This window comes from Vibrio caribbeanicus ATCC BAA-2122 (genome assembly GCF_000165125.1).
In the GTDB taxonomy this organism is placed as follows: Bacteria; Pseudomonadota; Gammaproteobacteria; order Enterobacterales; family Vibrionaceae; genus Vibrio; species Vibrio caribbeanicus.
Map to the genome: position 1 here is coordinate 21,433 of NZ_AEIU01000054.1, position 24,679 is coordinate 46,111.

General features: G+C 43.6%; 27 protein-coding genes. 25 read left to right on the plus strand and 2 right to left on the minus strand.

Annotated elements, in window-relative coordinates:
* Nucleotides 1-157 precede the first annotated feature (157 nt).
* The 8 genes from RH40_RS05115 (at nt 158) to mnmE (ending at nt 6,470) form a co-directional block, all read left to right on the plus strand.
* On the plus strand, nt 158-904 hold the full coding sequence (locus tag RH40_RS05115) for an amino acid ABC transporter substrate-binding protein (RefSeq protein WP_009600309.1): 747 nt from the start codon (nt 158-160) through the stop codon (nt 902-904).
* A 70-nt stretch (nt 905-974) separates the two neighbouring features.
* Nucleotides 975-1,646, plus strand: coding sequence for an amino acid ABC transporter permease (locus tag RH40_RS05120; protein ID WP_009600310.1), 672 nt, complete (start codon nt 975-977; stop codon nt 1,644-1,646).
* The gene (locus RH40_RS05125; RefSeq protein WP_009600311.1) at nt 1,643-2,380 is read left to right on the plus strand and encodes an amino acid ABC transporter ATP-binding protein; all 738 of its coding nucleotides are present in this window, start codon (nt 1,643-1,645) and stop codon (nt 2,378-2,380) included. The genes RH40_RS05120 and RH40_RS05125 overlap by 4 nt, the downstream gene beginning before the upstream one ends.
* A gap of 229 nt (nt 2,381-2,609) precedes the next feature.
* Nucleotides 2,610-2,744, plus strand: a complete 135-nt coding sequence (rpmH, locus tag RH40_RS05130; RefSeq protein WP_009600312.1) for a 50S ribosomal protein L34 — start codon at nt 2,610-2,612, stop codon at nt 2,742-2,744.
* Nucleotides 2,745-2,790: 46 nt separating this feature from the next.
* Nucleotides 2,791-3,114: a ribonuclease P protein component gene (gene rnpA, locus RH40_RS05135; RefSeq protein ID WP_050790428.1), complete on the plus strand. Its 324-nt coding sequence runs from the start codon at nt 2,791-2,793 to the stop codon at nt 3,112-3,114.
* A complete protein-coding gene (yidD, locus tag RH40_RS20260; RefSeq protein WP_009600314.1) occupies nt 3,081-3,338 on the plus strand; it encodes a membrane protein insertion efficiency factor YidD in 258 nt (85 codons plus the stop codon). The genes rnpA and yidD overlap by 34 nt, the downstream gene beginning before the upstream one ends.
* Before the next feature lie 2 nt (nt 3,339-3,340).
* On the plus strand, nt 3,341-4,996 hold the full coding sequence (yidC, locus tag RH40_RS05140) for a membrane protein insertase YidC (protein WP_009600315.1): 1,656 nt from the start codon (nt 3,341-3,343) through the stop codon (nt 4,994-4,996).
* Nucleotides 4,997-5,108: 112 nt separating this feature from the next.
* A complete protein-coding gene (mnmE, locus tag RH40_RS05145; protein ID WP_009600316.1) occupies nt 5,109-6,470 on the plus strand; it encodes a tRNA uridine-5-carboxymethylaminomethyl(34) synthesis GTPase MnmE in 1,362 nt (453 codons plus the stop codon).
* Nucleotides 6,471-6,639: 169 nt separating this feature from the next.
* Here mnmE and RH40_RS05150 read toward each other — a convergent pair whose 3' ends face one another.
* Together RH40_RS05150 and RH40_RS05155 are read right to left on the minus strand one after the other, a co-directional pair.
* Complete coding sequence (locus tag RH40_RS05150) at nt 6,640-8,943, minus strand: galactose oxidase early set domain-containing protein (protein WP_009600317.1); 2,304 nt, start codon at nt 8,941-8,943, stop codon at nt 6,640-6,642.
* A 166-nt stretch (nt 8,944-9,109) separates the two neighbouring features.
* Nucleotides 9,110-9,517, minus strand: a complete 408-nt coding sequence (locus RH40_RS05155; protein ID WP_009600318.1) for a hypothetical protein — start codon at nt 9,515-9,517, stop codon at nt 9,110-9,112.
* 184 nt (nt 9,518-9,701) lie between these two features.
* Here RH40_RS05155 and RH40_RS05160 point away from each other — a divergent pair, with 184 nt between their 5' ends.
* The 17 genes from RH40_RS05160 (at nt 9,702) to glmU (ending at nt 24,644) form a co-directional block, all read left to right on the plus strand.
* Nucleotides 9,702-10,235, plus strand: coding sequence for a DUF2975 domain-containing protein (locus tag RH40_RS05160; protein WP_009600319.1), 534 nt, complete (start codon nt 9,702-9,704; stop codon nt 10,233-10,235).
* A gap of 1 nt (nt 10,236) precedes the next feature.
* Complete coding sequence (locus tag RH40_RS05165; RefSeq protein ID WP_009600320.1) at nt 10,237-10,464, plus strand: helix-turn-helix domain-containing protein; 228 nt, start codon at nt 10,237-10,239, stop codon at nt 10,462-10,464.
* Nucleotides 10,465-10,855: 391 nt separating this feature from the next.
* Nucleotides 10,856-11,290, plus strand: a complete 435-nt coding sequence (gene mioC, locus RH40_RS05170; RefSeq protein ID WP_009600322.1) for an FMN-binding protein MioC — start codon at nt 10,856-10,858, stop codon at nt 11,288-11,290.
* Nucleotides 11,291-11,767: 477 nt separating this feature from the next.
* On the plus strand, nt 11,768-13,666 hold the full coding sequence (mnmG, locus tag RH40_RS05175; RefSeq protein WP_009600323.1) for a tRNA uridine-5-carboxymethylaminomethyl(34) synthesis enzyme MnmG: 1,899 nt from the start codon (nt 11,768-11,770) through the stop codon (nt 13,664-13,666).
* Nucleotides 13,663-14,295, plus strand: coding sequence for a 16S rRNA (guanine(527)-N(7))-methyltransferase RsmG (gene rsmG, locus RH40_RS05180; protein WP_009600324.1), 633 nt, complete (start codon nt 13,663-13,665; stop codon nt 14,293-14,295). Before mnmG ends, rsmG begins: the two co-directional genes overlap by 4 nt.
* A 14-nt stretch (nt 14,296-14,309) precedes the next feature.
* Nucleotides 14,310-15,083 carry a ParA family protein gene (locus RH40_RS05185; protein ID WP_009600326.1) on the plus strand — a complete coding sequence of 258 codons (774 nt, stop codon included), beginning with the start codon at nt 14,310-14,312 and terminating at the stop codon, nt 15,081-15,083.
* 27 nt (nt 15,084-15,110) lie between these two features.
* The gene (locus tag RH40_RS05190) at nt 15,111-15,992 is read left to right on the plus strand and encodes a ParB/RepB/Spo0J family partition protein (protein WP_009600328.1); all 882 of its coding nucleotides are present in this window, start codon (nt 15,111-15,113) and stop codon (nt 15,990-15,992) included.
* A gap of 187 nt (nt 15,993-16,179) precedes the next feature.
* A complete protein-coding gene (locus RH40_RS05195; protein WP_009600330.1) occupies nt 16,180-16,569 on the plus strand; it encodes a F0F1 ATP synthase subunit I in 390 nt (129 codons plus the stop codon).
* Nucleotides 16,570-16,577: 8 nt separating this feature from the next.
* Nucleotides 16,578-17,390 (plus strand): F0F1 ATP synthase subunit A, encoded by an 813-nt coding sequence (gene atpB / locus RH40_RS05200; protein WP_009600332.1) that lies wholly within the window; start codon nt 16,578-16,580, stop codon nt 17,388-17,390.
* A gap of 59 nt (nt 17,391-17,449) precedes the next feature.
* Nucleotides 17,450-17,704, plus strand: coding sequence for a F0F1 ATP synthase subunit C (gene atpE / locus RH40_RS05205; protein WP_006957448.1), 255 nt, complete (start codon nt 17,450-17,452; stop codon nt 17,702-17,704).
* A gap of 73 nt (nt 17,705-17,777) precedes the next feature.
* Nucleotides 17,778-18,248, plus strand: a complete 471-nt coding sequence (gene atpF / locus RH40_RS05210; protein WP_009600337.1) for a F0F1 ATP synthase subunit B — start codon at nt 17,778-17,780, stop codon at nt 18,246-18,248.
* A gap of 14 nt (nt 18,249-18,262) precedes the next feature.
* Nucleotides 18,263-18,796 (plus strand): F0F1 ATP synthase subunit delta, encoded by a 534-nt coding sequence (gene atpH / locus RH40_RS05215; protein WP_009600338.1) that lies wholly within the window; start codon nt 18,263-18,265, stop codon nt 18,794-18,796.
* A gap of 13 nt (nt 18,797-18,809) precedes the next feature.
* The gene (atpA, locus tag RH40_RS05220; RefSeq protein ID WP_009600340.1) at nt 18,810-20,351 is read left to right on the plus strand and encodes a F0F1 ATP synthase subunit alpha; all 1,542 of its coding nucleotides are present in this window, start codon (nt 18,810-18,812) and stop codon (nt 20,349-20,351) included.
* 43 nt (nt 20,352-20,394) lie between these two features.
* A complete protein-coding gene (gene atpG, locus RH40_RS05225) occupies nt 20,395-21,261 on the plus strand; it encodes a F0F1 ATP synthase subunit gamma (protein ID WP_009600341.1) in 867 nt (288 codons plus the stop codon).
* 35 nt (nt 21,262-21,296) lie between these two features.
* A complete protein-coding gene (gene atpD / locus RH40_RS05230; protein ID WP_009600343.1) occupies nt 21,297-22,700 on the plus strand; it encodes a F0F1 ATP synthase subunit beta in 1,404 nt (467 codons plus the stop codon).
* An 18-nt stretch (nt 22,701-22,718) separates the two neighbouring features.
* Nucleotides 22,719-23,141: a F0F1 ATP synthase subunit epsilon gene (locus RH40_RS05235; protein ID WP_009600344.1), complete on the plus strand. Its 423-nt coding sequence runs from the start codon at nt 22,719-22,721 to the stop codon at nt 23,139-23,141.
* 141 nt (nt 23,142-23,282) lie between these two features.
* Entirely contained in the window at nt 23,283-24,644 is a 1,362-nt protein-coding gene (gene glmU / locus RH40_RS05240; RefSeq protein ID WP_009600345.1) for a bifunctional UDP-N-acetylglucosamine diphosphorylase/glucosamine-1-phosphate N-acetyltransferase GlmU, read from the plus strand.
* Nucleotides 24,645-24,679 lie beyond the last annotated feature (35 nt).

A 24,679-nucleotide genomic window follows, 5' to 3' on the forward strand; every position in this document is an offset into this window, starting at 1 on the left:
TAACTCTGTGAATTGTTATTGATCATGATCTTGATATCGAGTGAAAAACGTCTCAATCAGCTTATGACTCAAATCTATACAATATTGCTCTTTGTTATTTATCTAATTAAGCAAAGACACAGTAATATTCATCACCACTATTATTTGGAGTTGTAATATGAAAAACTGGATGAAGGTGCTAACCGTAGCACTATCACTTGCTGCCTCTTTGGCACACGCAACCACTGATGTCAAAGTCGGTATGTCGGGACGCTATTTCCCTTTCACCTTTGTAGAGCAAGACAAACTACAGGGTTTTGAAGTGGATTTATGGGATGAAATCGCCAAACGTAACGACTACAGAGTGGAATACGTAACAGCAAACTTCTCTGGTTTATTCGGTTTACTCGAAACAGGCCGGATCGATACGATTTCAAACCAAATTACCATTACTGAAGCACGTCAAGCCAAATATTTGTTCGCCGATCCTTATGTTATCGATGGTGCACAAATTACCGTTCGTAAAGGTAACAAAGACATTAAAGGTGTTGCTGACCTTGCGGGCAAAAGTGTTGCCGTTAACCTTGGATCCAATTTTGAACAATTGCTGCGCAGCTACGACAAAGAAGGCAAGATCAACATCAAGACCTATGACACAGGTATAGAACATGATGTGGCACTGGGAAGATCGGATGCTTTCATTATGGATCGCCTTTCAGCACTGGCTTTAATCAAAAAAACCGGATTACCTCTTGAACTGGCAGGACAACCTTTTGAGACCATAGAGAATGCTTGGCCATTCGTTGATAATGAGCAAGGGCAGAAGCTACGAAATGAAGTCAACCAAGCCCTAAAAGCTATGCGCGCTGACGGTACTCTTGAAAAGATTTCACGCAAGTGGTTTAACGCCAATATCACAGAGTAGACTTTCTCGCAGATAAACAACCCACCGACATACGACGGTGGGTTTTTCCATTACAAAATAAGGGCGAATCATGGGCTTTGATTTTCAATATATGTTGGGCCTACTGCCAATACTGTTTAAGTATTTGGGTACCACGATGGCCATGGCAACTTGGGGAGTGGTTTTCGCGTTAATATTGGCGCTATTAATCGCGAATATTCGCGTCTTTTCTGTGCCATTATTGAGCCCTTTCTGCCAGCTATACATCAGTTTCTTTCGAGGTACACCACTGCTTGTCCAGTTGTTTTTACTGTATTACGGCTTACCGCAAATTTTCCCGTTTTTAGTCGGGCTGAATGCCTTTAGCGCAGCTGTGATAGGCCTTACTTTACATTTCGCCGCTTACATGGCAGAAAGTATTCGTGCCGCCATTATCGGTATTGATCGCAGTCAAATGGAAGCCAGCCTATCAATCGGAATGACCAAACTTCAGGCAATGAAACGAGTCATCTTGCCTCAAGCAACACGTGTCGCTTTACCCTCTTTGATGAATTACTTCATCGATATGATCAAATCAACGTCATTAGCTTTTACCCTAGGCGTTGCTGAAATCATGGCTAAGGCACAAATGGAAGCCTCTTCAAGTTTCCGTTTTTTTGAAGCATTTCTTGCCGTTGCCCTGATCTATTGGGGAGTCGTTGTTTTGCTGACACAAATACAAAACTGGGCAGAGTACCGTTTAAATAAGGCGTACACCAGATGATTAAATTGGCCAACATTCACAAATCTTTTGCCGACAGTGCTGTTTTAAAAGGCATTGATATCGAGATAAAACAAGGTGAAATCATTGTTATTATCGGATCCAGTGGAACCGGAAAATCGACCTTGTTGCGCTGCGTTAATTTCTTAGAAACGGCCGATAAGGGATCAATCAAAATTGATGATGTCATCGTAGATAGTCAAAACGCCAATCAAGCCGACGTACTCGCTTTACGTCGAAAAACAGGTTTTGTCTTTCAAAACTATGCCTTATTCGCTCACATGACAGCACAACAAAATATTGCAGAAGGACTGATCACCGTACGCGGCTGGAAAAAAACTCAAGCATTGGAACATGCCCAACGTATTCTCAATGACATTGGCCTCGGTGATAAAGCACATCACTACCCCGCAAGCTTATCGGGAGGACAACAACAACGAGTAGGTATCGGGCGTGCAATGGCTCTAGAGCCTGAACTGTTGTTGTTTGACGAACCAACGTCGGCCCTTGACCCTGAATGGGTCGGAGAAGTGCTCACACTAATGAAAGAGCTCGCAAGTAAGCAACAGACCATGCTCGTTGTGACTCACGAGATGCAATTTGCCAAAGAAGTCGCCGATCGGGTTATTTTCATGGCCGAAGGAAACATTGTTGAACAAGGTTCTCCACAAGAAATTTTTCACAACCCGCAAGATCATCGACTCAAGAAGTTCCTGCGCCAAGTGGGTGTTGAGTAAAGATCGAAACTAAAGGCGAAGGATCCTTGAGATTTTACTCACACTACGTATAATCGCTCGGTCGGAATTGTGTCTTTGCACAAAGATTGACACTTTGTGTGACAGTGATTACAATTCCGCCTCTTTGTTGAGAGGCGTCGGTTAGTCTACTTTGAATGCAAAGAAGACATTAACGACCCACGCCGGGTTAACATTGACCTAAAACTACTGATCAGTAAAGGTAATTATCATGAAACGCACTTTTCAACCTTCAGTTCTAAAGCGCAAGCGTTCTCACGGTTTCCGTGCACGCATGGCAACTAAGAACGGTCGTAAAGTAATTAATGCACGTCGTGCTAAAGGCCGTGCGCGCCTATCAAAATAATCGCTAGTTTATTTTGAATACGTACGCGTTCAATCGGGAGTTACGCTTGTTAACTCCCGAGCATTATCAAAATGTCTTTCAGCAAGCTCATCGAGCTGGCTCACCTCATTTCACCATCATTGCTCGCAATAATTCACTTTCTCATCCAAGATTAGGCCTAGCGGTGCCGAAAAAGCAGATAAAAACGTCGCCAGCCCGCAATCGCTTTAAACGTCTTGCTCGTGAAAGTTTTCGCAATAAACAACATCAATTACCTAATAAAGATTTTGTTGTTATTGCTAAGAAAAGTGCGCAAGATTTAACGAATGAGGAAATATTTAAGTTGTTTGATAAGCTATGGCATCGCCTTTCTCGCCCCTCACGTGGTTAGCTATTGGGTTAGTCCGTCTTTATCGAGGACTCATCAGTCCACTGATTGGGCCGCGTTGCCGTTTTACACCAACTTGCTCTGAATACGCGATTGAAGCGTTTAAGCTGCACGGTTTTATCAAAGGATGTTGGTTAACAAGCAAACGTTTATTAAAATGCCACCCCTGTAATAAAGGTGGCTATGACCCTGTACCCCCAGTTTCAATACAAGACAGAGATAAATAACGATGGATTCTCAACGTAACATCCTGTTAATCGGGCTCGCAATGGTTTCTTTTCTGTTGTTCACTAAATGGCAACAGTTTCAGGACAAACCTTCGCAACCGATTGAACAGGTTCAATCAAGCAGTGCTCTTCCAGTACAAAACTCTGCTGACGAGCTAGATGCAGCTCCAGTACAAACGAGTTCTGCCAAGACAATCAGTGTTAAAACCGATGTCTTAACCCTATCGATTGATACCGTTGGGGGTGATGTGGTTCATGCCGATCTCAACCAATATGCAGAACAAATGGACAAACCTGATCCGTTCGTTTTACTCAAAGATAAACCCAGCCATATTTTTATTGCGCAAAGCGGCCTTATTGGTCCTCAGGGTGTCGATTTAAAGACTCAGCGTCCAGCGTATCTAGTTAATGGCGACAGTTTTGTACTTGCTGACGGTCAGGATGAACTTAGCGTCCCAATGACCTACAAGGCGAATGGCTTGGAATATACCAAGACCTTCATCTTCAAACGTGGCAGTTATGCTATCGATGTGAAATATGATGTAGTCAACCACTCTGGCAGCAACGCTACCATAGGGGCGTACGCACACCTTCGTCAAACTCTTCTTGACGATGGTGGTAGCATTACTATGCCAACCTATCGTGGTGGTGCCTACTCAGATCAAGACACTCGCTATAAGAAGTACAGTTTTGATGACATGCAGGATAAAAGCCTCTCAATCACCTTGCCTGATGGCAAAGGTTGGGTAGCCATGATCCAGCACTACTTTGCTACCGCTTGGATACCAAGAAATGAACCCGACACTAAAATTTACACTCGTGTCGTTAGCAACGATAACACCTTTGACCCTGCGCAAGATAATACAGTCGGTGATATTGGTATTCGTATGCCAAACAAAACCATTGCAGACGGTGATAAAGCTCAATTTTTAGCCACACTGTGGGTCGGTCCAAAACTTCAAGATCAGATGGCTGAGGTTGCCGATAACTTAGATTTGGTGGTCGATTATGGCTGGCTGTGGTTTATCGCTAAACCTTTACACTCTTTGTTGTCCTACATTCATAACTTTGTCGGCAACTGGGGTTTCGCTATCATCTGTTTGACGTTTATTGTTCGTGGAGCCATGTACCCACTAACGAAAGCACAATATACCTCAATGGCAAAAATGCGTATGTTGCAGCCAAAACTGCAAGCCATGCGCGAGCGTATTGGCGATGATCGTCAGCGCATGAGTCAAGAGATGATGGAGCTCTACAAAAAAGAGAAAGTGAATCCACTTGGTGGTTGTCTGCCGTTACTCCTGCAAATGCCGATTTTCATTGCCCTTTACTGGGCCTTGATGGAGTCGGTCGAGTTGCGCCACTCTCCATTCTTTGGCTGGATTACTGATTTGTCGGCAAAAGACCCATACTTTATTTTACCGCTATTGATGGGCGCTTCGATGTTTATGATTCAGAAGATGAGCCCGACAACAGTCACGGACCCAATGCAGCAGAAGATCATGACCTTTATGCCAGTAATGTTTACGTTCTTCTTCATCTTCTTCCCATCTGGCCTTGTTTTGTACTGGCTGGTATCGAATATAGTGACGCTTATTCAGCAAACGCTGATTTATAAATCACTTGAGAAGAAAGGGCTGCACAGCAAATCCGCCTAAGCAATATTTCTACGATTAAAAGGCGACCAAAGGGTCGCCTTTTTTCATCGACCTGATTACAATTCAGCACATAACTTCCTAGCTACAGTAACATCAAGAATAGGCCTAATTTATGACAACCGATACCATAGTCGCTCAAGCAACCGCCCCTGGTCGAGGTGGCGTTGGCATCATCCGAGTCTCTGGACCTTTAGCCACACAGGTGGCGTCAGAAATAACCGGCAAGGATTTGCGTCCACGTTATGCCGAATATTTAGCGTTTAAAGCCCAAGACGGTACTGAGATAGACCAAGGTATTGCATTATACTTCCCCAATCCTCACTCCTTTACTGGGGAGGACGTTCTTGAACTACAAGGGCACGGTGGTCCAGTGGTAATGGATATGCTGATTAAACGTATTCTCACCATACCAGGCCTTCGCACCGCAAGGCCCGGAGAGTTTTCTGAGCGCGCGTTTCTTAACGATAAGCTCGACCTTGCACAAGCAGAAGCTATTGCCGACCTGATTGATGCCAGTTCTGAAGAAGCCGCTAAATCAGCCTTGATGTCATTACAAGGAGCCTTTTCTGGCCGTATTCACACCTTAGTTGAATCGTTAATTCATCTGAGGATCTATGTCGAAGCGGCTATCGATTTCCCAGAAGAAGAAATCGACTTTCTCGCCGATGGAAAAGTGGCTGGTGACTTACAAAGTATCATAGATAATCTCGCTGCAGTGCGCCAAGAAGCCAATCAAGGTGCGATTATGCGCGAGGGGATGAAGGTCGTGATTGCTGGACGGCCAAATGCCGGAAAATCGAGTTTGCTCAATGCACTATCAGGTAAAGAATCGGCAATTGTCACCGATATCGCTGGCACAACCCGGGATGTATTGAGAGAACACATTCATATCGATGGTATGCCATTACACATTATTGATACTGCCGGCCTACGTGATGCCAGTGATGAAGTCGAAAAAATTGGAATTGAGCGTGCTTGGGAAGAAATCTCGCAAGCCGATCGTGTTTTATTCATGGTTGATGGAACCACAACCCAGGAAACTGACCCCAAACAAATTTGGCCAGATTTCATTGATCGTTTACCAGACAATATTGGGATCACCGTGATTCGCAACAAAGCCGATCAAACTGATGAGCCACTTGGGATCTGTCATGTGAACGATCCCACCTTAATTCGTCTATCGGCAAAAACCGGAGAAGGTGTTGAATCTCTGCGTCTTCATCTAAAACAATGTATGGGATTCTCTGGTAGCAATGAGGGTGGCTTCATGGCTCGCCGCCGTCACCTAGAAGCCTTAGACCGAGCCGCCGAACATTTACAAATCGGCCAACAACAACTCGAAAGCTATATGGCTGGAGAGATTTTAGCAGAAGAACTGCGTATCACTCAGCAACACCTGAGCGAGATCACCGGAGAATTTAGCTCCGATGATCTACTGGGTAGAATCTTTTCATCTTTCTGTATTGGTAAATAAGCACTGGCTCCACGGATGTAAAAAGTGGAGCCAAGTACAAAGGCTTGCTTTCATTATGCACTCAGTTCTAAAGCGATGATAACCGGTAGATTGGCGGATTACGCCAAATGACCGGGTATAACTTTGGGCGATTTCAAATCAAAGTGCCTTTGGTTTTAATTAATACTTTCTAATACACAGGGGTGATAAAAACATTATCGACTAACATGCCTCCGGTCTTTGATCCTTGAGTGGCGGTTATTGACAACCGCTCAACTTGGCTTGATGCGACGAACTCTTTTGAATAACTCTTCCAACTCTCTTTTCCTCGATTAATCGCCGTCCAAGGATGTTTCAAAGAACCGATCTCTATTTTCGCTGAAGCTTGATTCCAGCACCACCCCCAAAACCATTGGTGACACACTTTGGAGGCTTCATGCACAGCATAATCAAAGCTAATTTTGTATCTTTGACCGGCAATAAGTCCTTTTATGTCTTGCCATATTTTCCCATCAGCATTTAAGTCCAGAAATTGCTTTCCATTTTGTACCTGCCCCATGTGCTGATGTGAGGATGCTTGCACTTCAACTCCATTGTTTTGAACGTACCAATCTCCGAAACGTTTTCCAGACATATACTCTCCAAATCCGACCTCAATTTGGTCTTTATTGTTAAGAGAAAGTCCAACCAAATTGGCTTGCCATTGAATAGCACCTCGTGCAGCCCCCTCACCGATGACAGCTCCTAATGCCTGAACCGCAGGGGAGACATCAGTGACGTCGATAATGCCTGCATTCTCAAAATTTCCATTTGTTACCAACGGCTTTTGCTCCGTCCAGCCTAGATTTTTTGATTTAGGGGGAAGATGAACGATGGTTCCTATTGAAGGTGTTCCCTTTTCATTAATGGCAAAGAGCATGTAATGGCCTGGCGTTAACTGATATGGAGACGATGGAATTTTTACCGTCACCGACTTGGTACTTTTTAGAGTAATTGGTAGGTGGCGAAAACGCTGTTCATTGTTGAATGAATGTGTGACAACACCATTTTTCACCATAGTGATAGACTTAATCGCACTACTGTCATCCACGTTGATCGTGAGCTTCTGACCGTAAGCGAGTGTTTTGTCCAAGATGTTCGCGACCGGACGTTTCGCCCAGCTATCACCATCAAATAAGTACGGAGGGTAAAAAATCTGGCCGTTTAAATTATTCTTCGGCCCAGGGGCACCTGTCCCAGCGGAAAGAACCGAACCATCAGGAAGTAGTAGCGCCGAAGAGTGATAGTGACGAAGATGTTTTTCAGAAGTCATGGTTGCCCATTGTTCAGTTCTTGCGTCCCATAATTCCGCTTCATAACCGACTGGATGACTAAGAACTTCACCCACGGCTCCATTTGCTTCTGAGCCGCCAGTGACCAAAACATTGCCATCTGGTAACAACGTAGAATTAGCCCAGTGTCGACGGTTTTTCATCGGAGAAATTTGCCTTACAGAAGGCCAATCCCCTTTGACATCGATAATACTTGCCGCGTTCGAAGCAATGACAGAGTCACCGACATGATTCGCTTTATCGCCCCCACCAACCTGAAGGATTTTACCAGGACGGTACATCACTGCTGTTGAAGTTGCGCCAATGTTCTCTGTGCTCAACTCACCTGCTGGCACAGTTTGGCCGAAGTTTTTTACATCCGTGTAATACATCGCTGGACCTGAAATGGTGAATATTTTTCGGTTCGGCAGAACCCAAGTTCTCGGATACCACCACCTATTAAAGTCATCGCCATAGGCGAATTCACTCCTGGCATTAATCAGGGAGCGATAGCCTATTCTCGGGTTGTAAATTTCTGGCACGATTACACCCGTACCAAGCACCCCATTAGTACTTCCTCCTTGGACTAGATATTCATCGCCCGGAAGCGTTGTTACCGTAGGGTACCACCTTGGGTAAACCATTGAATAATTGACATTTTTAATTAAGTTATTGGCAGAAAATAATGTTGTGTTTGCGTTACCGAAATTTTCACCTGTTCCATTATCTCCCCCGATCATGATCAGGTCGCCGGAACTAGCGAGTCTTGATTGACCTGCGCAAAAGGTATCTGTCGGCATCGTATTTGGCAGTGCTGTAAAGTGATGACCTGATGGCTGGCGATCCCATACCACGTATTCCATCGTTCCTTGACTACCATCTTTTCCAGACCCGTACATTAATACTCGACCATCAGGCCCCAGAGACATATGAATGGGGATAATGGGGATAGAAAAAACCTCTCCCCATTTTCCTGTAGTTGATGGAGAATCCACACAGGATGTATTGAAACATCCATCAACGTATTCTGGGTTAGTATCATCTTGATTTGGGTTGGCGAGGTTTAAGAGCCAATCAAAAAAAGGCGAGATATTGACTGCGTAACTTGGTAACGGCACAGCAAGTGCTGTAATGATGATAGCTAATTTCAGCGATTTATTTTTACCCATAACTGCTTCTTTCATATCGTTAACTTTATTAAATGAAAAAGTAAAATATTTTTAATAGATAGTTTTTAACAATTTCGTCAACAATAATGTAGCAGGGCATTAATTAATCTAAATAGTAAATAAGAGCATCGCCGATATATCTTATAAAAGTATCAAATTTAAGAAACGTATCCGATAAGGTTTACTCAAACTCCCAAGAGAAACCAACGTTATAATCATCATCATTCGACTGCATGTACGTCTTGATGCCACTCTCTGGGAAGTGGCCGATATAACATGTTACATGCTGATTTTCTTTCGATTCTAGCTCAATGTCCCATTGACCAAGACTTTGCTGTTTGCACTTATCACCAGTAAAAGCGCGTAACTCGTGTCTCTGTTCAATGTCATAGAGAGAGTACTCCGATGGATTCTCATCTAGGATAGAAATATTCGATTTGGGTTTGGTAGTATCGATGTAAAAATCGTTGTGTGATGAGCCTGCATCCAAACTGCTGTATCCGGTCTTTAGGTCATCCAAAAACGTATTGGCCGAACTAGTTTCTGCTGTCAAAGCTAACGTAAAGGACAAGAAAATATGCTTATTCATTATAAACATTACCATTAATCATCTTTATCAATCAAAGGTCGCCCATGCTAATGATCTAAAAATAAAAATCAATCATTTAACACCTAAAAACAACAAGTAATTATTGTAAAACGATAAATATATATTGTCTTATTTTAATTGACTGATTAATATCATGCAGAGAATATCTAGCAAAGAGGTTTAAATGAAGCAACAATCCATCAGTCATTTTAGTCGTAATCTTGTCGGTTTATTTTGGTTTTCTATCGTCTTAATCATTTCTCTCGATACCGTGTTCTGGTTCAGCACTACAATGTATAATTTTAATCCCCCTTGGTTTAGCGCCAGTTTTCCTATTGAAGTTACACTTCCTCTTTCTACCGCCCGTTCTGTGATCGGTTACTTTCCAAGTATAATTTCGACACTAGTTACGGTGGCAATACTCTGGCAGCTCATAGTACTATTTCGTTTGTACAAGGAAGGCATTATCTTTGAATTTCAAAATGCATTGTGTTTCAAAAAAATAAGCTATTTATTGATTGCTACACCATTTATTGAAATTATGAGCGATATACTTCTTAGTTTAGCTTTATCCTTCAATGGCGAAAATTGGAACATGTCGTTTACTATTGATGATAGCGCCATTACTGCGATGATCATTGGTTTTATTGTGCAAGTCATTGCCGTTGTGATGGAAAAAGCTGTTCATCTACAAGAAGAGAGTAAGTTGACAATTTAATATGGCGATTATTATTAATTTGGATGTCATGTTGGCAAAACGGAAAATGCGCTCAAATGAGCTTGCCAAACTTATTGGTATTACAGAGCAAAATTTATCCGTACTAAAAAACGGACACGCGAAAGCAGTCAAACTATCAACACTTGAAGCGATATGTACTCATTTAAATTGCCAGCCTGGAGACCTTTTAGAATACGTGCCGGATAAGGAATCAGAATTTCCACATTAAGCAATGGGTAGCTTATCAAAAGCAAAAAGTGTCTTAACCCTCATAAAGCTGGCACTAGATTCAAATTTGATGATAAGTGAGCTTCAGCAACATAAAACTGGGTTGCTGAGGCTCTCCAAGTAAGTGGCGAATACTAATCGATACTCCGCTTCAATCAGCAAAAACCTTGTTCTTAGAAACGTTAAGCTTATTTTAGGGCGAGACTATACTTATCTGAAGAATAAAACGATTGAATACGGTATTACAATAAAACAACAATGTGTAAATTTGTTTATACCTTTATTAAAAAGGGAAATTCTTATTCTACGCTCATCGATCTAAGCCCTAACATAGCTCAGAGTGATCAACCCTGTTACTATCACTGTCAAGTACGATTAGAAAGGACAGAACTATGATTCAAATTATCACAGGCAGTACATTAGGGGGCGCTGAATATGTCGGTGATCACCTGAGCGATCTACTTATTGAAAAAGGCTTCGAGACAAAAATTCATAATCAGCCTGAACTATCTGAGATAGAGGCATCTGGTACATGGTTGATCATTACCTCAACACATGGTGCTGGTGAATACCCTGATAATATACAGCCTTTTATTAATGACTTACAAAATACTCCTCCCAATATGGCACGAGTAAAATTCGCTACGATTGCCATAGGTGACTCGAGCTACGATACGTTCTGTGCTGCAGGCCAACATGCTTTCCACCTGTTGGAAGACATAGGCGCTACCGCCATAACAGACTGCCTGAAAATCGATGTTCTCGATCATGATGTTCCTGAAGAAGCAGCAGAGATCTGGCTAAAAGATCATATTCACCTCTTCTAAACTCTGCCAAACGTGGCCCATATCCGGCCACGCTTTTATCTTTTCCAAATCAAATGTGTATAACTCCCTCCTTTATTTATTGAAAATAATTACAAAAAATCAATTTTTGCCTGTGTATAAGTCAAGAAGTATCCGGTGATTAAGCTATAGTTATCCAGATAATAACTTTTTAACTCTCATTCGCCTGTGTATAACTAGCTATTTTGATCCCAGCTAATCCTCGATCTGATCAAGACAAGATCACATGATATGATCTATTAAAGATCCATGATCTTGTTGATCATTTCTTTGTTATCCACAGAAAAGGGGGATCCTAATAGTAGATCTAATAAAAGATCATATATAAAGATCATAAAATTCATTAGATCTGACGACGAACATGAAAAAGAGCAAAATGATTTCAACTGACGCTGAAAGCAGGTAGAATAGTGATCTTTTTATCTGTTCAAATCTCCCATGGTATTTTGAGGTCGGTTGATGCTTTATCACGAAAAATTTGATGTCATCGTAGTTGGCGGTGGCCATGCTGGAACGGAAGCCGCACTTGCCTCTGCCCGTACAGGGCAGAAAACCTTATTGCTGACACACAATATTGATACATTGGGCCAAATGTCCTGTAACCCTGCGATAGGTGGTATAGGCAAAGGTCATCTGGTCAAAGAAGTCGATGCTATGGGGGGGATAATGGCTAAAGCCATCGATCATTCAGGTATACAATTTCGAACACTGAACGCATCGAAAGGGCCTGCAGTACGCGCAACGCGAGCCCAAGCAGATCGAGCTTTGTATAAGGCCTATATTCGCCATGCATTAGAGAATGCGGCCAATTTAACCTTATTCCAACAGTCTGTAGATGATCTTATTGTTGAGCAAGATCGTGTCATTGGTGTTATTACTCAAATGGGGTTGAAATTTTTTGCTCAATCGGTGGTGCTCACTGTTGGAACCTTCCTTGGTGGTAAGATTCACATTGGTATGGAGAGTTCATCCGGTGGTCGAGCAGGTGATCCCCCATCCATTGCTCTCGCTGATCGTTTACGAGAGTTACCTTTTCGAGTTGATCGATTAAAAACAGGAACTCCGCCGCGTATTGATGCTCGGAGTGTCGACTTTTCTGGACTCGAAGTTCAGCATGGTGACGATCCTGCACCGGTCTTTTCATTTTTAGGCCATCGTGCTCAGCATCCTAGGCAAATACCATGCTTTATTACTCATACCAATGAAGCGACACACGACGTTATTCGCAACAACCTCGACAGAAGTCCGATGTACGCAGGCGTTATTGAGGGAATTGGTCCACGTTATTGTCCTTCGATCGAGGACAAAGTCATGCGTTTCGCCGATAAAAGTAGCCATCAAATATTTATTGAACCGGAAGGTCTCGATACACACGAGTTGTACCCAAATGGTATTTCAACGAGTCTTCCTTTTGATGTCCAAGTCGACATCGTTCGTTCCATGAAGGGATTTGAAAATGCACATATTGTCCGTCCAGGCTACGCGATCGAGTATGATTTCTTTGATCCTCGAGATCTCAAGCAAACTTACGAGACTAAATTTATTCAAGGCTTATTTTTTGCCGGACAAATTAATGGAACGACAGGGTATGAAGAGGCCGCTGCACAGGGTCTAATGGCTGGACTCAACGCAAGTTTATACAGTCAAGGCAAAGAAGGATGGAATCCAAGACGAGATCAAGCCTATATGGGTGTTTTAATTGATGATTTGTCGACAATGGGTACCAAAGAGCCATATAGAATGTTCACCTCAAGAGCCGAGTATCGATTGCTGCTGCGTGAGGACAACGCTGATATCCGTCTAACTGAACAGGCAAGAGAATTAGGCCTGGTCGATGATGAGCGTTGGCAACGCTTTAATCAAAAAATTGAAAATATTGAGTTAGAGCGCCAACGTTTAAAAAATATTTGGATGAACCCTAAATCAGAGGGTATTGCTGATTTAAATCAGTATCTTAAGTCTCCTATGGTTCGAGAGGCTAGCGGAGAGGATTTACTGCGCAGACCGGAATTAAATTATCTTCAGTTAACAAAACTAGCAGCATTTTCACCAGCATTAGAAGACCAACAAGCTGCAGAGCAAGTTGAAATTCAGGTCAAATATGAAGGCTATATTAAGCGCCAACAAGATGAGATTGAGAAATCACTGCGTCATGAACACACCAAGTTACCGCTAGATTTTGATTATCAGCTTGTAAAAGGACTTTCCAATGAAGTTGTCTCTAAGCTAAACGAATCAAAGCCTGAGTCGTTGGGGATTGCTTCTCGTATTTCCGGCGTTACACCAGCTGCTATCTCTATTTTGTTGGTGCATCTGAAAAAACAAGGAATGCTGAAAAAAGGTGAGGAAGTCGTATGAGCACCCTATCTCAATTGCTTGACGATCTCATCGATCAAACGAACCTTGAGGTTTCAACGATTCAGAAAGAAAAGTTACTTGGTTATGTAAGTCTGCTTGATAAATGGAACAAGGCCTACAACTTAACGTCGGTAAGGAAACCGAGTGAAATGGTTATCAAGCACATAATGGACAGTATTGTTGTAAGTGAATATCTTGAAGGCGATCGATTTATTGATGTCGGTACCGGCCCTGGTTTACCTGGTATTCCTCTTGCCATTATGCAACCGAATAAGGAGTTTGTACTGCTAGACAGCTTAGGCAAACGAGTTCGCTTTATTAAGCAAGTTATCCACGAGCTTGATATAAAAAATGTGACGCCTGTTCAAAGTCGAGTTGAAGAGTACCAAACAAATGATAAATTTGATGGCGTACTCAGCAGAGCGTTTGCTTCAATGACAGATATGGTAGAGTGGTGTCAGCATTTACCAAAAGACGGCATTGGTCGATTTATTGCGTTAAAAGGACAAAGACCTGACGATGAGGTGGAACAATTACCGAGTTGGTGTTCTGTGACTAGTATCAAATCTTTACATGTTCCTGAATTGGAAGGTGAACGGCATCTAGTAGTCTTATCGCGAAGGGGATAATAGCGAGGTTCATTGTGGGAAAAATCGTAGCAATCGCCAACCAGAAAGGTGGGGTTGGAAAAACAACAACATGCATTAACTTAGCAGCCTCGATGGCGGCCACTAAGCGTAAGGTTTTGGTGATAGATTTAGATCCGCAAGGCAATGCTACCATGGCGAGCGGTGTCGACAAGTACCAGATTGATGCAACCGCTTACGATCTCTTGGTTGAAGATGTGCCATTTGATGAGGTAGTTTGCCGCAAGACATCGGGTAATTATGATTTGATTGCTGCTAATGGTGATGTGACTGCGGCAGAAATCAAACTTATGGAAGTCTTTGCTCGAGAAGTTCGGCTCAAGCAAGCTCTGTCTGATGTTCGTAATTATTACGATTTTGTTTTCATTGACTGCCCACCCTCGCTTAACCTACTGACCATCAATGCGATGGCTGCGGCTGATTCAGTACTTGTGCCTATGCAATGTGAGTATTTTGCGTTAGAGGGGTTAACCGCATTAATGGACACCATCAGTAAACTTGCTGCTGTGGTAAATGAGAACCTTAAGATCGAGGGGCTTTTAAGAACCATGTATGATCCAAGAAATCGCCTCTCTAATGAAGTGTCGGACCAGCTGAAAAAGCACTTTGGTAACAAAGTCTATCGCACTGTGATTCCACGTAATGTACGTCTTGCTGAAGCTCCAAGTCATGGAAAGCCCGCTATGTATTACGATAAATACTCGGCAGGTGCCAAGGCTTATTTAGCATTGGCTGGTGAAATGTTACGTCGTGAAGAGCTTCCCGCATAAAACAGGTAACCTAAGGAATTCCGTGTTATGTCTAAACGTGGTTTGGGTAAAGGGCTAGATGCTCTACTTTCAACCAGTTCATTGGCGCGTGAAAAGCAGCAAAGTGCGCTACACAGCCAAGAATTGTCATCCGACGGTCAATTGACCGACGTCAACATTAATAGCCTCAAACCTGGCATGTATCAGCCAAGGAAAGATATGGAACCTGAGGCTCTAGAAGAACTGGCGGCCTCAATTGAATCACAGGGCATTATCCAGCCAATCGTGGTTCGTCAGGTTGAGAACGATAAATTTGAAATCATCGCCGGGGAACGGCGTTGGAGAGCGGCGCGAAAAGCAGGCCTAAAACAGGTACCTTGTGTCATAAAAAATGTTGAAGATCGTGCTGCGATCGCGATGGCATTGATCGAAAATATCCAACGAGAAGATCTCAATGTGATCGAAGAGGCGCTCGCCCTTGAGCGTTTGCAGGAAGAATTTGAGTTGACACATCAACAAGTCGCTGAGGTCATTGGTAAGTCAAGAGCAACGGTGACCAATCTGTTGCGGCTGAACCAGCTTGAAATGGACGTTAAATACCTGCTTTCGGAAAAAATGATTGATATGGGACATGCGAGAGCCTTGCTTGCCCTTGAAGGAGAGCAGCAGGTCGATATCGCAGAGCTGGTTGCTAAGAAGCGTATGACGGTTCGTCAAACCGAGCAGCTTGTCAAAAAATGCCTTCAGCCTCAATCTGAGACAAAAAATGAGACTAATGACGCTGAAGCGCAAGAAATCTCGGAGAAATTGAGCTCAATGCTTGGAGCTAAGGTTGCGATTGTTCGTTCGGACAATGGCAAGTCAAAAATTACGATTAGTCTTGATGAACCTCACAAATTCGAGCAACTAGTTGCCAAGCTAGAGGCCTAGATGAGATAATCAATCTCGAACAATTTATGTAAAAAACGAATTTTTGTGCGGAAGTTGTCGGTTTGTAAACAAAATTGTAACTTTTTACGGTGTTTTAATTGCATTCAGTTGGGCTCACCGTATAATTTTCGCCAATTTCCCAGCCCTGAGGTAGAAAAGCTGTGGATTTTACTAGAGGTACGAATACATGGTAGCTGCGTTAGCTAGACCAGGACGAATGCTTGCAAAGCAATTGTTGATGATCCAGTTTGGCGCAGTTACATTTTTGGCGGCAATCATGGCACTTGCTGTGAATGTTGATTGGGGGCTTTCAGCGCTCGTCGGTGGTGGTATTTTTGTGGTAGCCAATGCCGTGTTTGCGTTGTGTGCTTTTATGTATAGTGGAGCACGTTCTGCTAAGAAGATTACGGTCTCTTTCTATACAGGTGAAGCGCTTAAAATCCTCATCACGGTAGCTTTGTTTACCGTTGCCTACGTGTATATGCAGGTGGAACTTGTTCCCCTTAAGCTAACCTATTTGCTGGCTCTGGGTATTAATATCTTTGCGCCAGTGCTATTCATTAACAACAAAAAATAGGATGAGTTATGGCTGCGCCAGGTGAAGCGCTAACGTCGTCCGGATACATTGCACACCACTTAACAAACCTTTCCACTTATGAGTTGGGTTTGCATCAGGGTGGCGCTACGTTCTGGACAGTACATATCGATAGCCTGTTTTTTTCTTGGTTTACTGGTTTAATTTTCCTCGGGATCTTTTACAAGGTAGCAAAGAAAACAACAGCAGGTGTACCAGGTAAGCTTCAGTGTTTTGTGGAAATAATCGTTGAATTTGTCGCGGAAAACGTCAAAGACACGTTTCATGGACGCAACCCACTGATTGCACCTCTTGCACTGACTATCTTTTGTTGGGTATTTTTAATGAACTTGATGGACTTAGTTCCGGTCGATTTCTTACCATACTCAGCACAAGAATGGCTTGGTATTCCTTATCTTAAGGTTGTACCTTCGGCCGATGTAAATATCACCATGGCTATGGCTCTAGGCGTTTTTGCTCTAATGATTTACTACAGCATTAAAGTGAAAGGTCTGGGTGGGTTTGCAAAAGAATTGGCGTTACACCCATTTAATCACCCAATCATGATTCCATTTAACCTACTGATTGAGGTTGTTTCGTTGCTTGCGAAGCCACTATCACTTGGTATGCGTTTATTTGGTAATATGTTTGCAGGTGAGGTTGTATTCATTCTTTGTGCAGCAATGCTACCATGGTACTTGCAATGGATGGGTTCCCTACCTTGGGCAATCTTCCATATCTTGGTTATTACGATTCAAGCCTTCGTGTTTATGATGTTGACAATTGTCTATCTATCTATGGCACACGAAGAGAGTGATCATTAATTTTTTAAGCTTTTTTATTTGGGCACTAACTAGCCAACAACTATAAATTGGAGATAGTAATGGAAACTTTACTGAGCTTTTCTGCAATCGCCGTAGGTCTTATCGTCGGTCTTGCTTCTCTTGGTACAGCGATTGGTTTCGCACTTCTAGGTGGTAAATTCCTTGAAGGTGCTGCACGTCAACCAGAAATGGCTCCTATGCTACAAGTTAAGATGTTTATCATTGCCGGTCTACTTGACGCGGTTCCAATGATCGGTATCGTAATCGCGCTTCTGTTCACATTCGCGAACCCATTCGTTGGTCAACTAGGTTAATCTCTTTTAAATTGTGGACAAACTGAAGTTTGTCTTTGATTAACATACAGTCCAAATAGAAGGGGTAGCTGTTGTGGATATGAACGCAACTCTGCTAGGTCAAGCAATATCGTTCGCACTTTTTGTGTGGTTCTGCATGAAATACGTGTGGCCGCCAATTATGCAAGCAATTGAAGAACGTCAGAAGAAAATTGCTGATGGTCTTCAAGCCGCTGAGCGAGCAGCAAAAGACTTAGATCTAGCACAAGCCAACGCTTCTGATCAGTTGAAAGAAGCGAAGCGCACAGCAACTGAGATCATCGATCAAGCGAATAAACGTAAGGCACAAATCATAGATGAGGCACGTGAAGAAGCTCAGACAGAACGTCAGAACATTCTTACACAAGCTGAAGCTGAGATTGAAGCTGAGCGCAACCGTGCACGCGATGAACTGCGTAAACAAGTTGCAACTCTGGCTGTAGCTGGTGCTGAGAAAATCTTAGAGCGTTCAATTGATAAAGACGCTCAGAAAGATATTCTCGACAACATTACTGCAAAACTTTAAGTCTGGGGGCGCACATGTCTGATTTGACTACAATCGCACGCCCCTATGCTAAAGCAGCTTTTGACTTTGCAGTAGAAAAAAGCCAACTCGACCAATGGGGTCAAATGTTGTCTTTTGCTGCTGAAGTTGCCAAAAACACACAAATGAAAGAGCTCTTAACAGGCTCTGTTTCTGCTGAGAAATTAGTCGAAGTCTTTGTGGCTGTTTGTGGCGATCAAGTTGATTCTTATGGTCAGAACCTGATTAAGGTAATGGCTGAGAATGGCCGCTTGGTGGCCCTTCCTGATGTTTGTGAGCAGTTCTTTGCCCTTAAAAAAGAGCATGAGAAAGAAGTCGATGTGGATGTGATTTCCGCAGGCGAACTTTCGCAAGAGCAACTGGCAAATATCGGCGGAAAACTTGAGCAGCGTCTAGAACGCAAAGTAAAGCTGAATTGCAGCGTAGATGAGACCCTACTTGGTGGGGTTATAATTCGAGCCGGAGACTTAGTCATCGATAACTCAGCACGTGGTCGTTTGAACCGCCTGAGCGATGCACTGCAGTCTTAATGGGGATTGGAGCATGCAACTTAATTCCACTGAAATTAGCGATCTGATCAAACAACGCATCGAGTCATTTGATGTGGTTAGTGAAGCTCGTAATGAAGGTACTATCGTATCGGTAAGCGATGGTATCATCCGCATCCACGGTCTAGCAGACGTGATGCAAGGTGAAATGATTGAATTACCGGGTAGCCGTTATGCACTAGCACTTAACCTTGAGCGTGACTCGGTTGGTGCCGTGGTAATGGGCCCATATGCTGACCTTAAGGAAGGCATGAAAGTTACAGGTACAGGTCGTATCCTTGAAGTACCAGTTGGTCCTGAAATGCTGGGTCGTGTGGTTAACACGCTTGGTGAGCCTATCGATGGCAAAGGTCCTATTGCTGCAAAAATGACCTCGCCTGTTGAAGTAATTGCACCAGGCGTAATCGATCGTAAATCGGTTGATCAGCCTGTACAAACTGGTTATAAATCCGTTGACTCAATGATCCCAATCGGTCGTGGTCAGCGTGAGCTTGTGATTGGTGACCGTCAGACTGGTAAAACAGCAATGGCGATCGATGCAATTATTAACCAAAAAGATTCAGGTATTTTCTCTATCTATGTTGCGATTGGTCAAAAAGCATCGACTATTGCCAACGTAGTTCGCAAGTTGGAAGAGCATGGCGCATTGGCAAATACTATTGTCGTCGTGGCTTCAGCTTCTGAATCTGCAGCGCTACAATATTTAGCGCCATACGCAGGTTGTGCGATGGGTGAATACTTCCGCGATCGCGGCGAAGATGCACTGATTGTTTATGATGACTTATCTAAGCAGGCTGTAGCTTACCGTCAGATCTCTCTACTTCTTAAGCGTCCACCAGGCCGTGAAGCATTCCCAGGTGATGTATTCTACCTCCACTCTCGTCTTCTTGAGCGTGCAGCTCGAGTGAGCGAAGACTACGTAGAGAAATTCACTAATGGTGAAGTGAAAGGTAAAACGGGTTCTTTGACTGCATTACCTATCATTGAGACCCAAGCTGGTGATGTTTCAGCGTTCGTTCCGACCAACGTAATCTCGATTACTGATGGCCAGATCTTCCTTCAAACTGAACTGTTCAATGCGGGTGTTCGTCCTGCTGTTGACCCAGGTATCTCAGTTTCTCGTGTAGGTGGTTCTGCTCAGACGAAAATCATTAAGAAGCTGTCTGGTGGTATCCGTACCGCGCTTGCTCAATACCGTGAACTTGCTGCGTTTGCTCAGTTCTCATCAGATCTTGATGAAGCAACCAAGAAGCAGCTAGACCATGGTCAAAAAGTGACAGAGCTAATGAAACAGAAACAGTACGCTCCAATGTCTGTTTTTGATCAAGCTTTGGTTATCTTTGCGGCTGAGCGTGGTTACTTGGCGGATGTTGCGCTCAACAAACTGCTAGATTTTGAAGCGGCTCTACTATCGTATGCTCGTAGTCAATATGCTGATTTTGCAGCTGAGATCGACAAGACGGGTGCATATAACAATGAAGTTGAAGCTCAGCTCAAGAAGCTAGCTGATGACTTTGTGGCAACCCAAACTTGGTAATAGGTCGGTGGCAAGAATTGCCACCAACTAATGGAGAGTAACGATGGCCGGCGCAAAAGAGATACGTAATAAAATCGGTAGTGTTAAAAGCACGCAGAAAATTACGAAAGCGATGGAAATGGTAGCAGCTTCAAAAATGCGTCGCTCGCAGGACGCAATGCAAGCTTCTCGTCCATACGCTGAAACCATGCGTAAAGTGATCGGTCACGTAGCGAACGCGAATCTAGAGTACCGTCATCCGTACTTAGAGGAGCGTGAAGCGAAACGAGTTGGTTACATCATAGTTTCTACCGACCGAGGCTTATGTGGTGGTCTGAACATCAATGTGTTCAAGAAAGCCATCCTAGATATGAAGGCTTGGAAAGAGAAAGGTGCTGAAGTTGAGCTTGCCGTTGTCGGCGCGAAAGCGACAGCATTTTTTAACAACAGTGGCGCAACAGTAGCCGCTCAAGTGTCTGGTTTGGGCGATAGCCCAAGTCTGGAAGACTTGATTGGCTCTGTGAGCGTTATGTTGAGAAAGTATGATGAAGGTGAATTGGACCGTTTGTATGTAGTGTTTAATAAATTTGTAAACACCATGGTTCAAGAGCCAACGATCGATCAATTGCTTCCTTTGCCTAAATCAGACAGCGAAGAGATGCAGCGTCAGCATTCATGGGACTACATCTATGAACCAGAGCCTAAGCCTCTGCTTGACACACTTCTTGTGCGTTATGTGGAATCTCAGGTTTATCAGGGTGTGGTAGAAAACTTAGCTTGTGAGCAAGCTGCCCGAATGATTGCAATGAAGGCTGCAACAGATAATGCAACTAACTTAATCGAAGATTTAGAACTTGTGTATAACAAAGCGCGTCAAGCAGCAATTACACAAGAGCTCTCTGAGATTGTTGGTGGTGCAGCTGCGGTTTAAGCATAGGTTAAACGAAATAGTTTAGAGGATTAACGATGGCTACAGGTAAGATCGTACAGATCATTGGTGCGGTAGTCGACGTAGAGTTCCCACAGAGTTCAGTGCCAAGTGTGTACGATGCTCTTAACGTAACTGAAGCAAAAGAACGTCTTGTTCTTGAGGTTCAGCAACAGCTAGGCGGTGGCGTAGTTCGTTGTATCGTAATGGGAAGCTCTGATGGTTTACGTCGTGGAGTAGAAGTTGTAAATACAGGCGCTCCAATTTCAGTGCCAGTTGGTACTAAGACGCTAGGGCGTATCATGAACGTCTTGGGTGACGCGATTGATGAGCGTGGTGAAATCGGTGCGGAGGAGTCTTACTCTATTCACCGTGAAGCACCAAGCTATGAAGAGCAGTCAAATGAAACAGCACTTTTAGAAACGGGTGTTAAAGTAATCGACCTAGTTTGTCCATTCGCTAAAGGTGGTAAAATTGGTCTATTCGGTGGTGCAGGTGTAGGTAAGACCGTTAACATGATGGAACTTATCAACAACATTGCATTACAGCACTCAGGTCTATCGGTATTTGCTGGTGTTGGTGAGCGTACTCGTGAAGGTAATGACTTCTACTTTGAGATGCAGGAAGCGGGCGTTGTAAACGTTGAAAACCCTGAAGAATCAAAAGTAGCGATGGTTTATGGCCAGATGAATGAGCCACCAGGAAACCGTCTTCGCGTAGCACTTACAGGACTAACGATGGCTGAGCGTTTCCGTGACGAAGGTCGTGACGTACTTCTGTTCGTTGATAACATCTACCGCTACACGTTGGCTGGTACAGAGGTTTCAGCGTTGCTTGGTCGTATGCCTTCAGCGGTAGGTTATCAGCCTACTCTAGCTGAAGAAATGGGTGTTCTACAGGAGCGAATTACGTCAACTAAGCAAGGTTCTATCACCTCTGTTCAGGCGGTTTACGTTCCCGCAGATGACTTGACTGACCCATCACCAGCAACCACATTTGCTCACTTAGATGCAACGGTTGTACTGAACCGTAATATCGCAGCCATGGGTCTTTACCCTGCGATTGACCCTCTGGATTCTACTTCTCGTCAGTTAGATCCTTTGGTTGTTGGTCAAGAGCATTACGATATTGCACGTGGTGTGCAGCAAACGCTTCAGCGTTATAAAGAGCTGAAAGACATCATTGCTATCTTGGGTATGGATGAGCTTTCTGAAGAAGATAAGCAAGTCGTATCTCGAGCACGTAAGATTGAGCGTTTCTTGACTCAGCCTTACCACGTAGCAGAGGTATTTACTGGTGACCCAGGTGTTTATGTACCTCTAAAAGAAACACTGCGTGGCTTTAAAGGCTTGTTAGCTGGCGACTATGACGACGTTCCTGAGCAAGCGTTCATGTACTGCGGTGCAATTGACGATGCTATTGAGAATGCGAAGAAGCTATAAGGCTAACTAGGAGGCGATATGGCAGCAATAACCTTTCACCTAGACGTTGTTAGTGCAGAAAAGAGAATCTTTTCTGGTCTAGTAGAAACGTTTCAGGTGACCGGTAGCGAGGGTGAACTTGGTATTTTCCATGGTCACACACCGCTGCTGACCGCTATTAAGCCTGGTATGGTGCGTATTGTTAAGCAGCACGGCCACGAAGAAATTGTTTACATTTCTGGTGGTATGGTAGAGGTTCAGCCCGGTTCAGCAACTGTGCTGGCTGATACTGCTATCCGTGCTGAAGAGCTTGACGCAGCCAAGGCAGAGGAAGCGAAACGTCGTGCTGAGGAGAAGATCCAAAATCAGCATGGCGATATGGACTTTGCTCAAGCGGCCAGTGAACTGGCTAAAGCCATTGCTCAGCTACGAGTGATTGAGCTAACAAAGCATCGTCGTTAATTCGATGTTGTGCTCAAAAGGCGGCCTTAGGGTCGCCTTTTTGCGTTATTAGAGGGATAAAATAGAGAATTAGCATTAACTTTTGGTCTATTTATGTCTAGAATATCGACGATTTTTATTCGGATTTAAATAGGTATTTTAATGACATTTAGTGCGGTAATTCTTGCTGCGGGAAAAGGTACCCGTATGCATTCCCAAAAGCCTAAGGTTTTACACACTCTTGCTGGGAAACCTATGGTTAAGCATGTCATTGATACTTGCTATGATATTGGTGCTGATAGCATTCACTTAGTTTATGGGCATGGTGGCGAGCAAATGAAAGCTGAGCTTGCACAAGAGTCTGTGAACTGGGTGGTTCAAGCTGAGCAATTAGGTACTGGCCATGCGGTCAATCAAGCGGCTACTCATTTCAATGATAGTGACAAGGTGCTGATTTTATATGGGGATGTTCCTCTAATAAGCCAAGTAACCTTAGATCGTCTTTTAAACGCTCAGCCAGAAAATGGAATTGCTCTTTTAACTGTGATTTTGGACGATCCTTCAGGGTACGGACGCATTGTTCGTCATAATGGCTCTGTGGTCGCGATTGTTGAGCAAAAAGACGCATCTCAAGAACAAAAATCGATTTGTGAAATCAATACAGGCGTGATGGTTGCAAATGGAAACGATCTTAAACGTTGGTTGGCTGCGCTTGATAATGATAATGCCCAAGGTGAGTATTACCTAACAGATGTTATTGCAGCTGCCCACCATGAAGGCCGCAATATTGAGGCTGTTCATCCTGAAAACCCCATCGAAGTTGAAGGCGTGAACGATCGAGTTCAACTGGCTAGGTTGGAGCGTGAGTTTCAGCAAACTCAAGCCGCTACGTTACTTCAACAAGGAGTAATGCTTATTGACCCAGCACGTTTTGATCTACGAGGAACATTGCAATGTGGTATCGATTGTGAGATTGACGTAAATGTGGTGATTGAGGGAAGTGTGACACTCGGTGACAATGTCAAGGTGGGAGCAGGGTGTGTATTAAAGGATTGTGAGATAGATGACAATACCTTAATTCGGCCATACAGCATTATTGAAGGAGCCACCCTTGGTGAGAAATGCACCGTAGGGCCCTTCACAAGGTTACGCCCAGGCACTGAACTAAAGAATGATGCTCATGTTGGCAATTTTGTTGAAGTAAAAAATACCCGTATTGGTGAAGGCTCAAAAGCTAATCATTTAACTTACCTCGGTGATGCTGAAGTTGGCCAACGTACTAACGTAGGTGCTGGTGTTATAACGTGTAACTACGATGGTGCTAACAAATTTAAAACTGTGATAGGAGACGATGTGTTTGTCGGTTCTGATGCACAGCTAGTTGCGCCTGTTACTGTAGCGAACGGTGCAACGATAGGTGCAGGAACGACCTTAACCAATGATGTCTCTGAGGGTGAACTTGTGATTACCCGTGCCAAAGAACGAAAGATTGCGAATTGGCAACGACCCGTGAAAAAGAAATAACACGCGCTTTATCAGCAAAGGCCACTTAAAGTGGC

What these genes read in the sequence shown, in the direction of transcription:
- RH40_RS05115 (WP_009600309.1), top strand. Translation starts at nt 158, where the DNA reads ATGAAAAACTGGATGAAGGTGCTAACCGTAGCACTATCACTTGCTGCC.
- RH40_RS05120 (WP_009600310.1), top strand. Translation starts at nt 975, where the DNA reads ATGGGCTTTGATTTTCAATATATGTTGGGCCTACTGCCAATACTGTTT.
- RH40_RS05125 (WP_009600311.1), top strand. Translation starts at nt 1,643, where the DNA reads ATGATTAAATTGGCCAACATTCACAAATCTTTTGCCGACAGTGCTGTT.
- rpmH (WP_009600312.1), top strand. Translation starts at nt 2,610, where the DNA reads ATGAAACGCACTTTTCAACCTTCAGTTCTAAAGCGCAAGCGTTCTCAC.
- yidD (WP_009600314.1), top strand. Translation starts at nt 3,081, where the DNA reads ATGGCATCGCCTTTCTCGCCCCTCACGTGGTTAGCTATTGGGTTAGTC.
- yidC (WP_009600315.1), top strand. Translation starts at nt 3,341, where the DNA reads ATGGATTCTCAACGTAACATCCTGTTAATCGGGCTCGCAATGGTTTCT.
- mnmE (WP_009600316.1), top strand. Translation starts at nt 5,109, where the DNA reads ATGACAACCGATACCATAGTCGCTCAAGCAACCGCCCCTGGTCGAGGT.
- RH40_RS05150 (WP_009600317.1), bottom strand. Translation starts at nt 8,943, where the DNA reads ATGAAAGAAGCAGTTATGGGTAAAAATAAATCGCTGAAATTAGCTATC.
- RH40_RS05155 (WP_009600318.1), bottom strand. Translation starts at nt 9,517, where the DNA reads ATGAATAAGCATATTTTCTTGTCCTTTACGTTAGCTTTGACAGCAGAA.
- RH40_RS05160 (WP_009600319.1), top strand. Translation starts at nt 9,702, where the DNA reads ATGAAGCAACAATCCATCAGTCATTTTAGTCGTAATCTTGTCGGTTTA.
- RH40_RS05165 (WP_009600320.1), top strand. Translation starts at nt 10,237, where the DNA reads ATGGCGATTATTATTAATTTGGATGTCATGTTGGCAAAACGGAAAATG.
- mioC (WP_009600322.1), top strand. Translation starts at nt 10,856, where the DNA reads ATGATTCAAATTATCACAGGCAGTACATTAGGGGGCGCTGAATATGTC.
- mnmG (WP_009600323.1), top strand. Translation starts at nt 11,768, where the DNA reads ATGCTTTATCACGAAAAATTTGATGTCATCGTAGTTGGCGGTGGCCAT.
- rsmG (WP_009600324.1), top strand. Translation starts at nt 13,663, where the DNA reads ATGAGCACCCTATCTCAATTGCTTGACGATCTCATCGATCAAACGAAC.
- RH40_RS05190 (WP_009600328.1), top strand. Translation starts at nt 15,111, where the DNA reads ATGTCTAAACGTGGTTTGGGTAAAGGGCTAGATGCTCTACTTTCAACC.
- RH40_RS05195 (WP_009600330.1), top strand. Translation starts at nt 16,180, where the DNA reads ATGGTAGCTGCGTTAGCTAGACCAGGACGAATGCTTGCAAAGCAATTG.
- atpB (WP_009600332.1), top strand. Translation starts at nt 16,578, where the DNA reads ATGGCTGCGCCAGGTGAAGCGCTAACGTCGTCCGGATACATTGCACAC.
- atpE (WP_006957448.1), top strand. Translation starts at nt 17,450, where the DNA reads ATGGAAACTTTACTGAGCTTTTCTGCAATCGCCGTAGGTCTTATCGTC.
- atpH (WP_009600338.1), top strand. Translation starts at nt 18,263, where the DNA reads ATGTCTGATTTGACTACAATCGCACGCCCCTATGCTAAAGCAGCTTTT.
- atpA (WP_009600340.1), top strand. Translation starts at nt 18,810, where the DNA reads ATGCAACTTAATTCCACTGAAATTAGCGATCTGATCAAACAACGCATC.
- atpG (WP_009600341.1), top strand. Translation starts at nt 20,395, where the DNA reads ATGGCCGGCGCAAAAGAGATACGTAATAAAATCGGTAGTGTTAAAAGC.
- atpD (WP_009600343.1), top strand. Translation starts at nt 21,297, where the DNA reads ATGGCTACAGGTAAGATCGTACAGATCATTGGTGCGGTAGTCGACGTA.
- RH40_RS05235 (WP_009600344.1), top strand. Translation starts at nt 22,719, where the DNA reads ATGGCAGCAATAACCTTTCACCTAGACGTTGTTAGTGCAGAAAAGAGA.
- glmU (WP_009600345.1), top strand. Translation starts at nt 23,283, where the DNA reads ATGACATTTAGTGCGGTAATTCTTGCTGCGGGAAAAGGTACCCGTATG.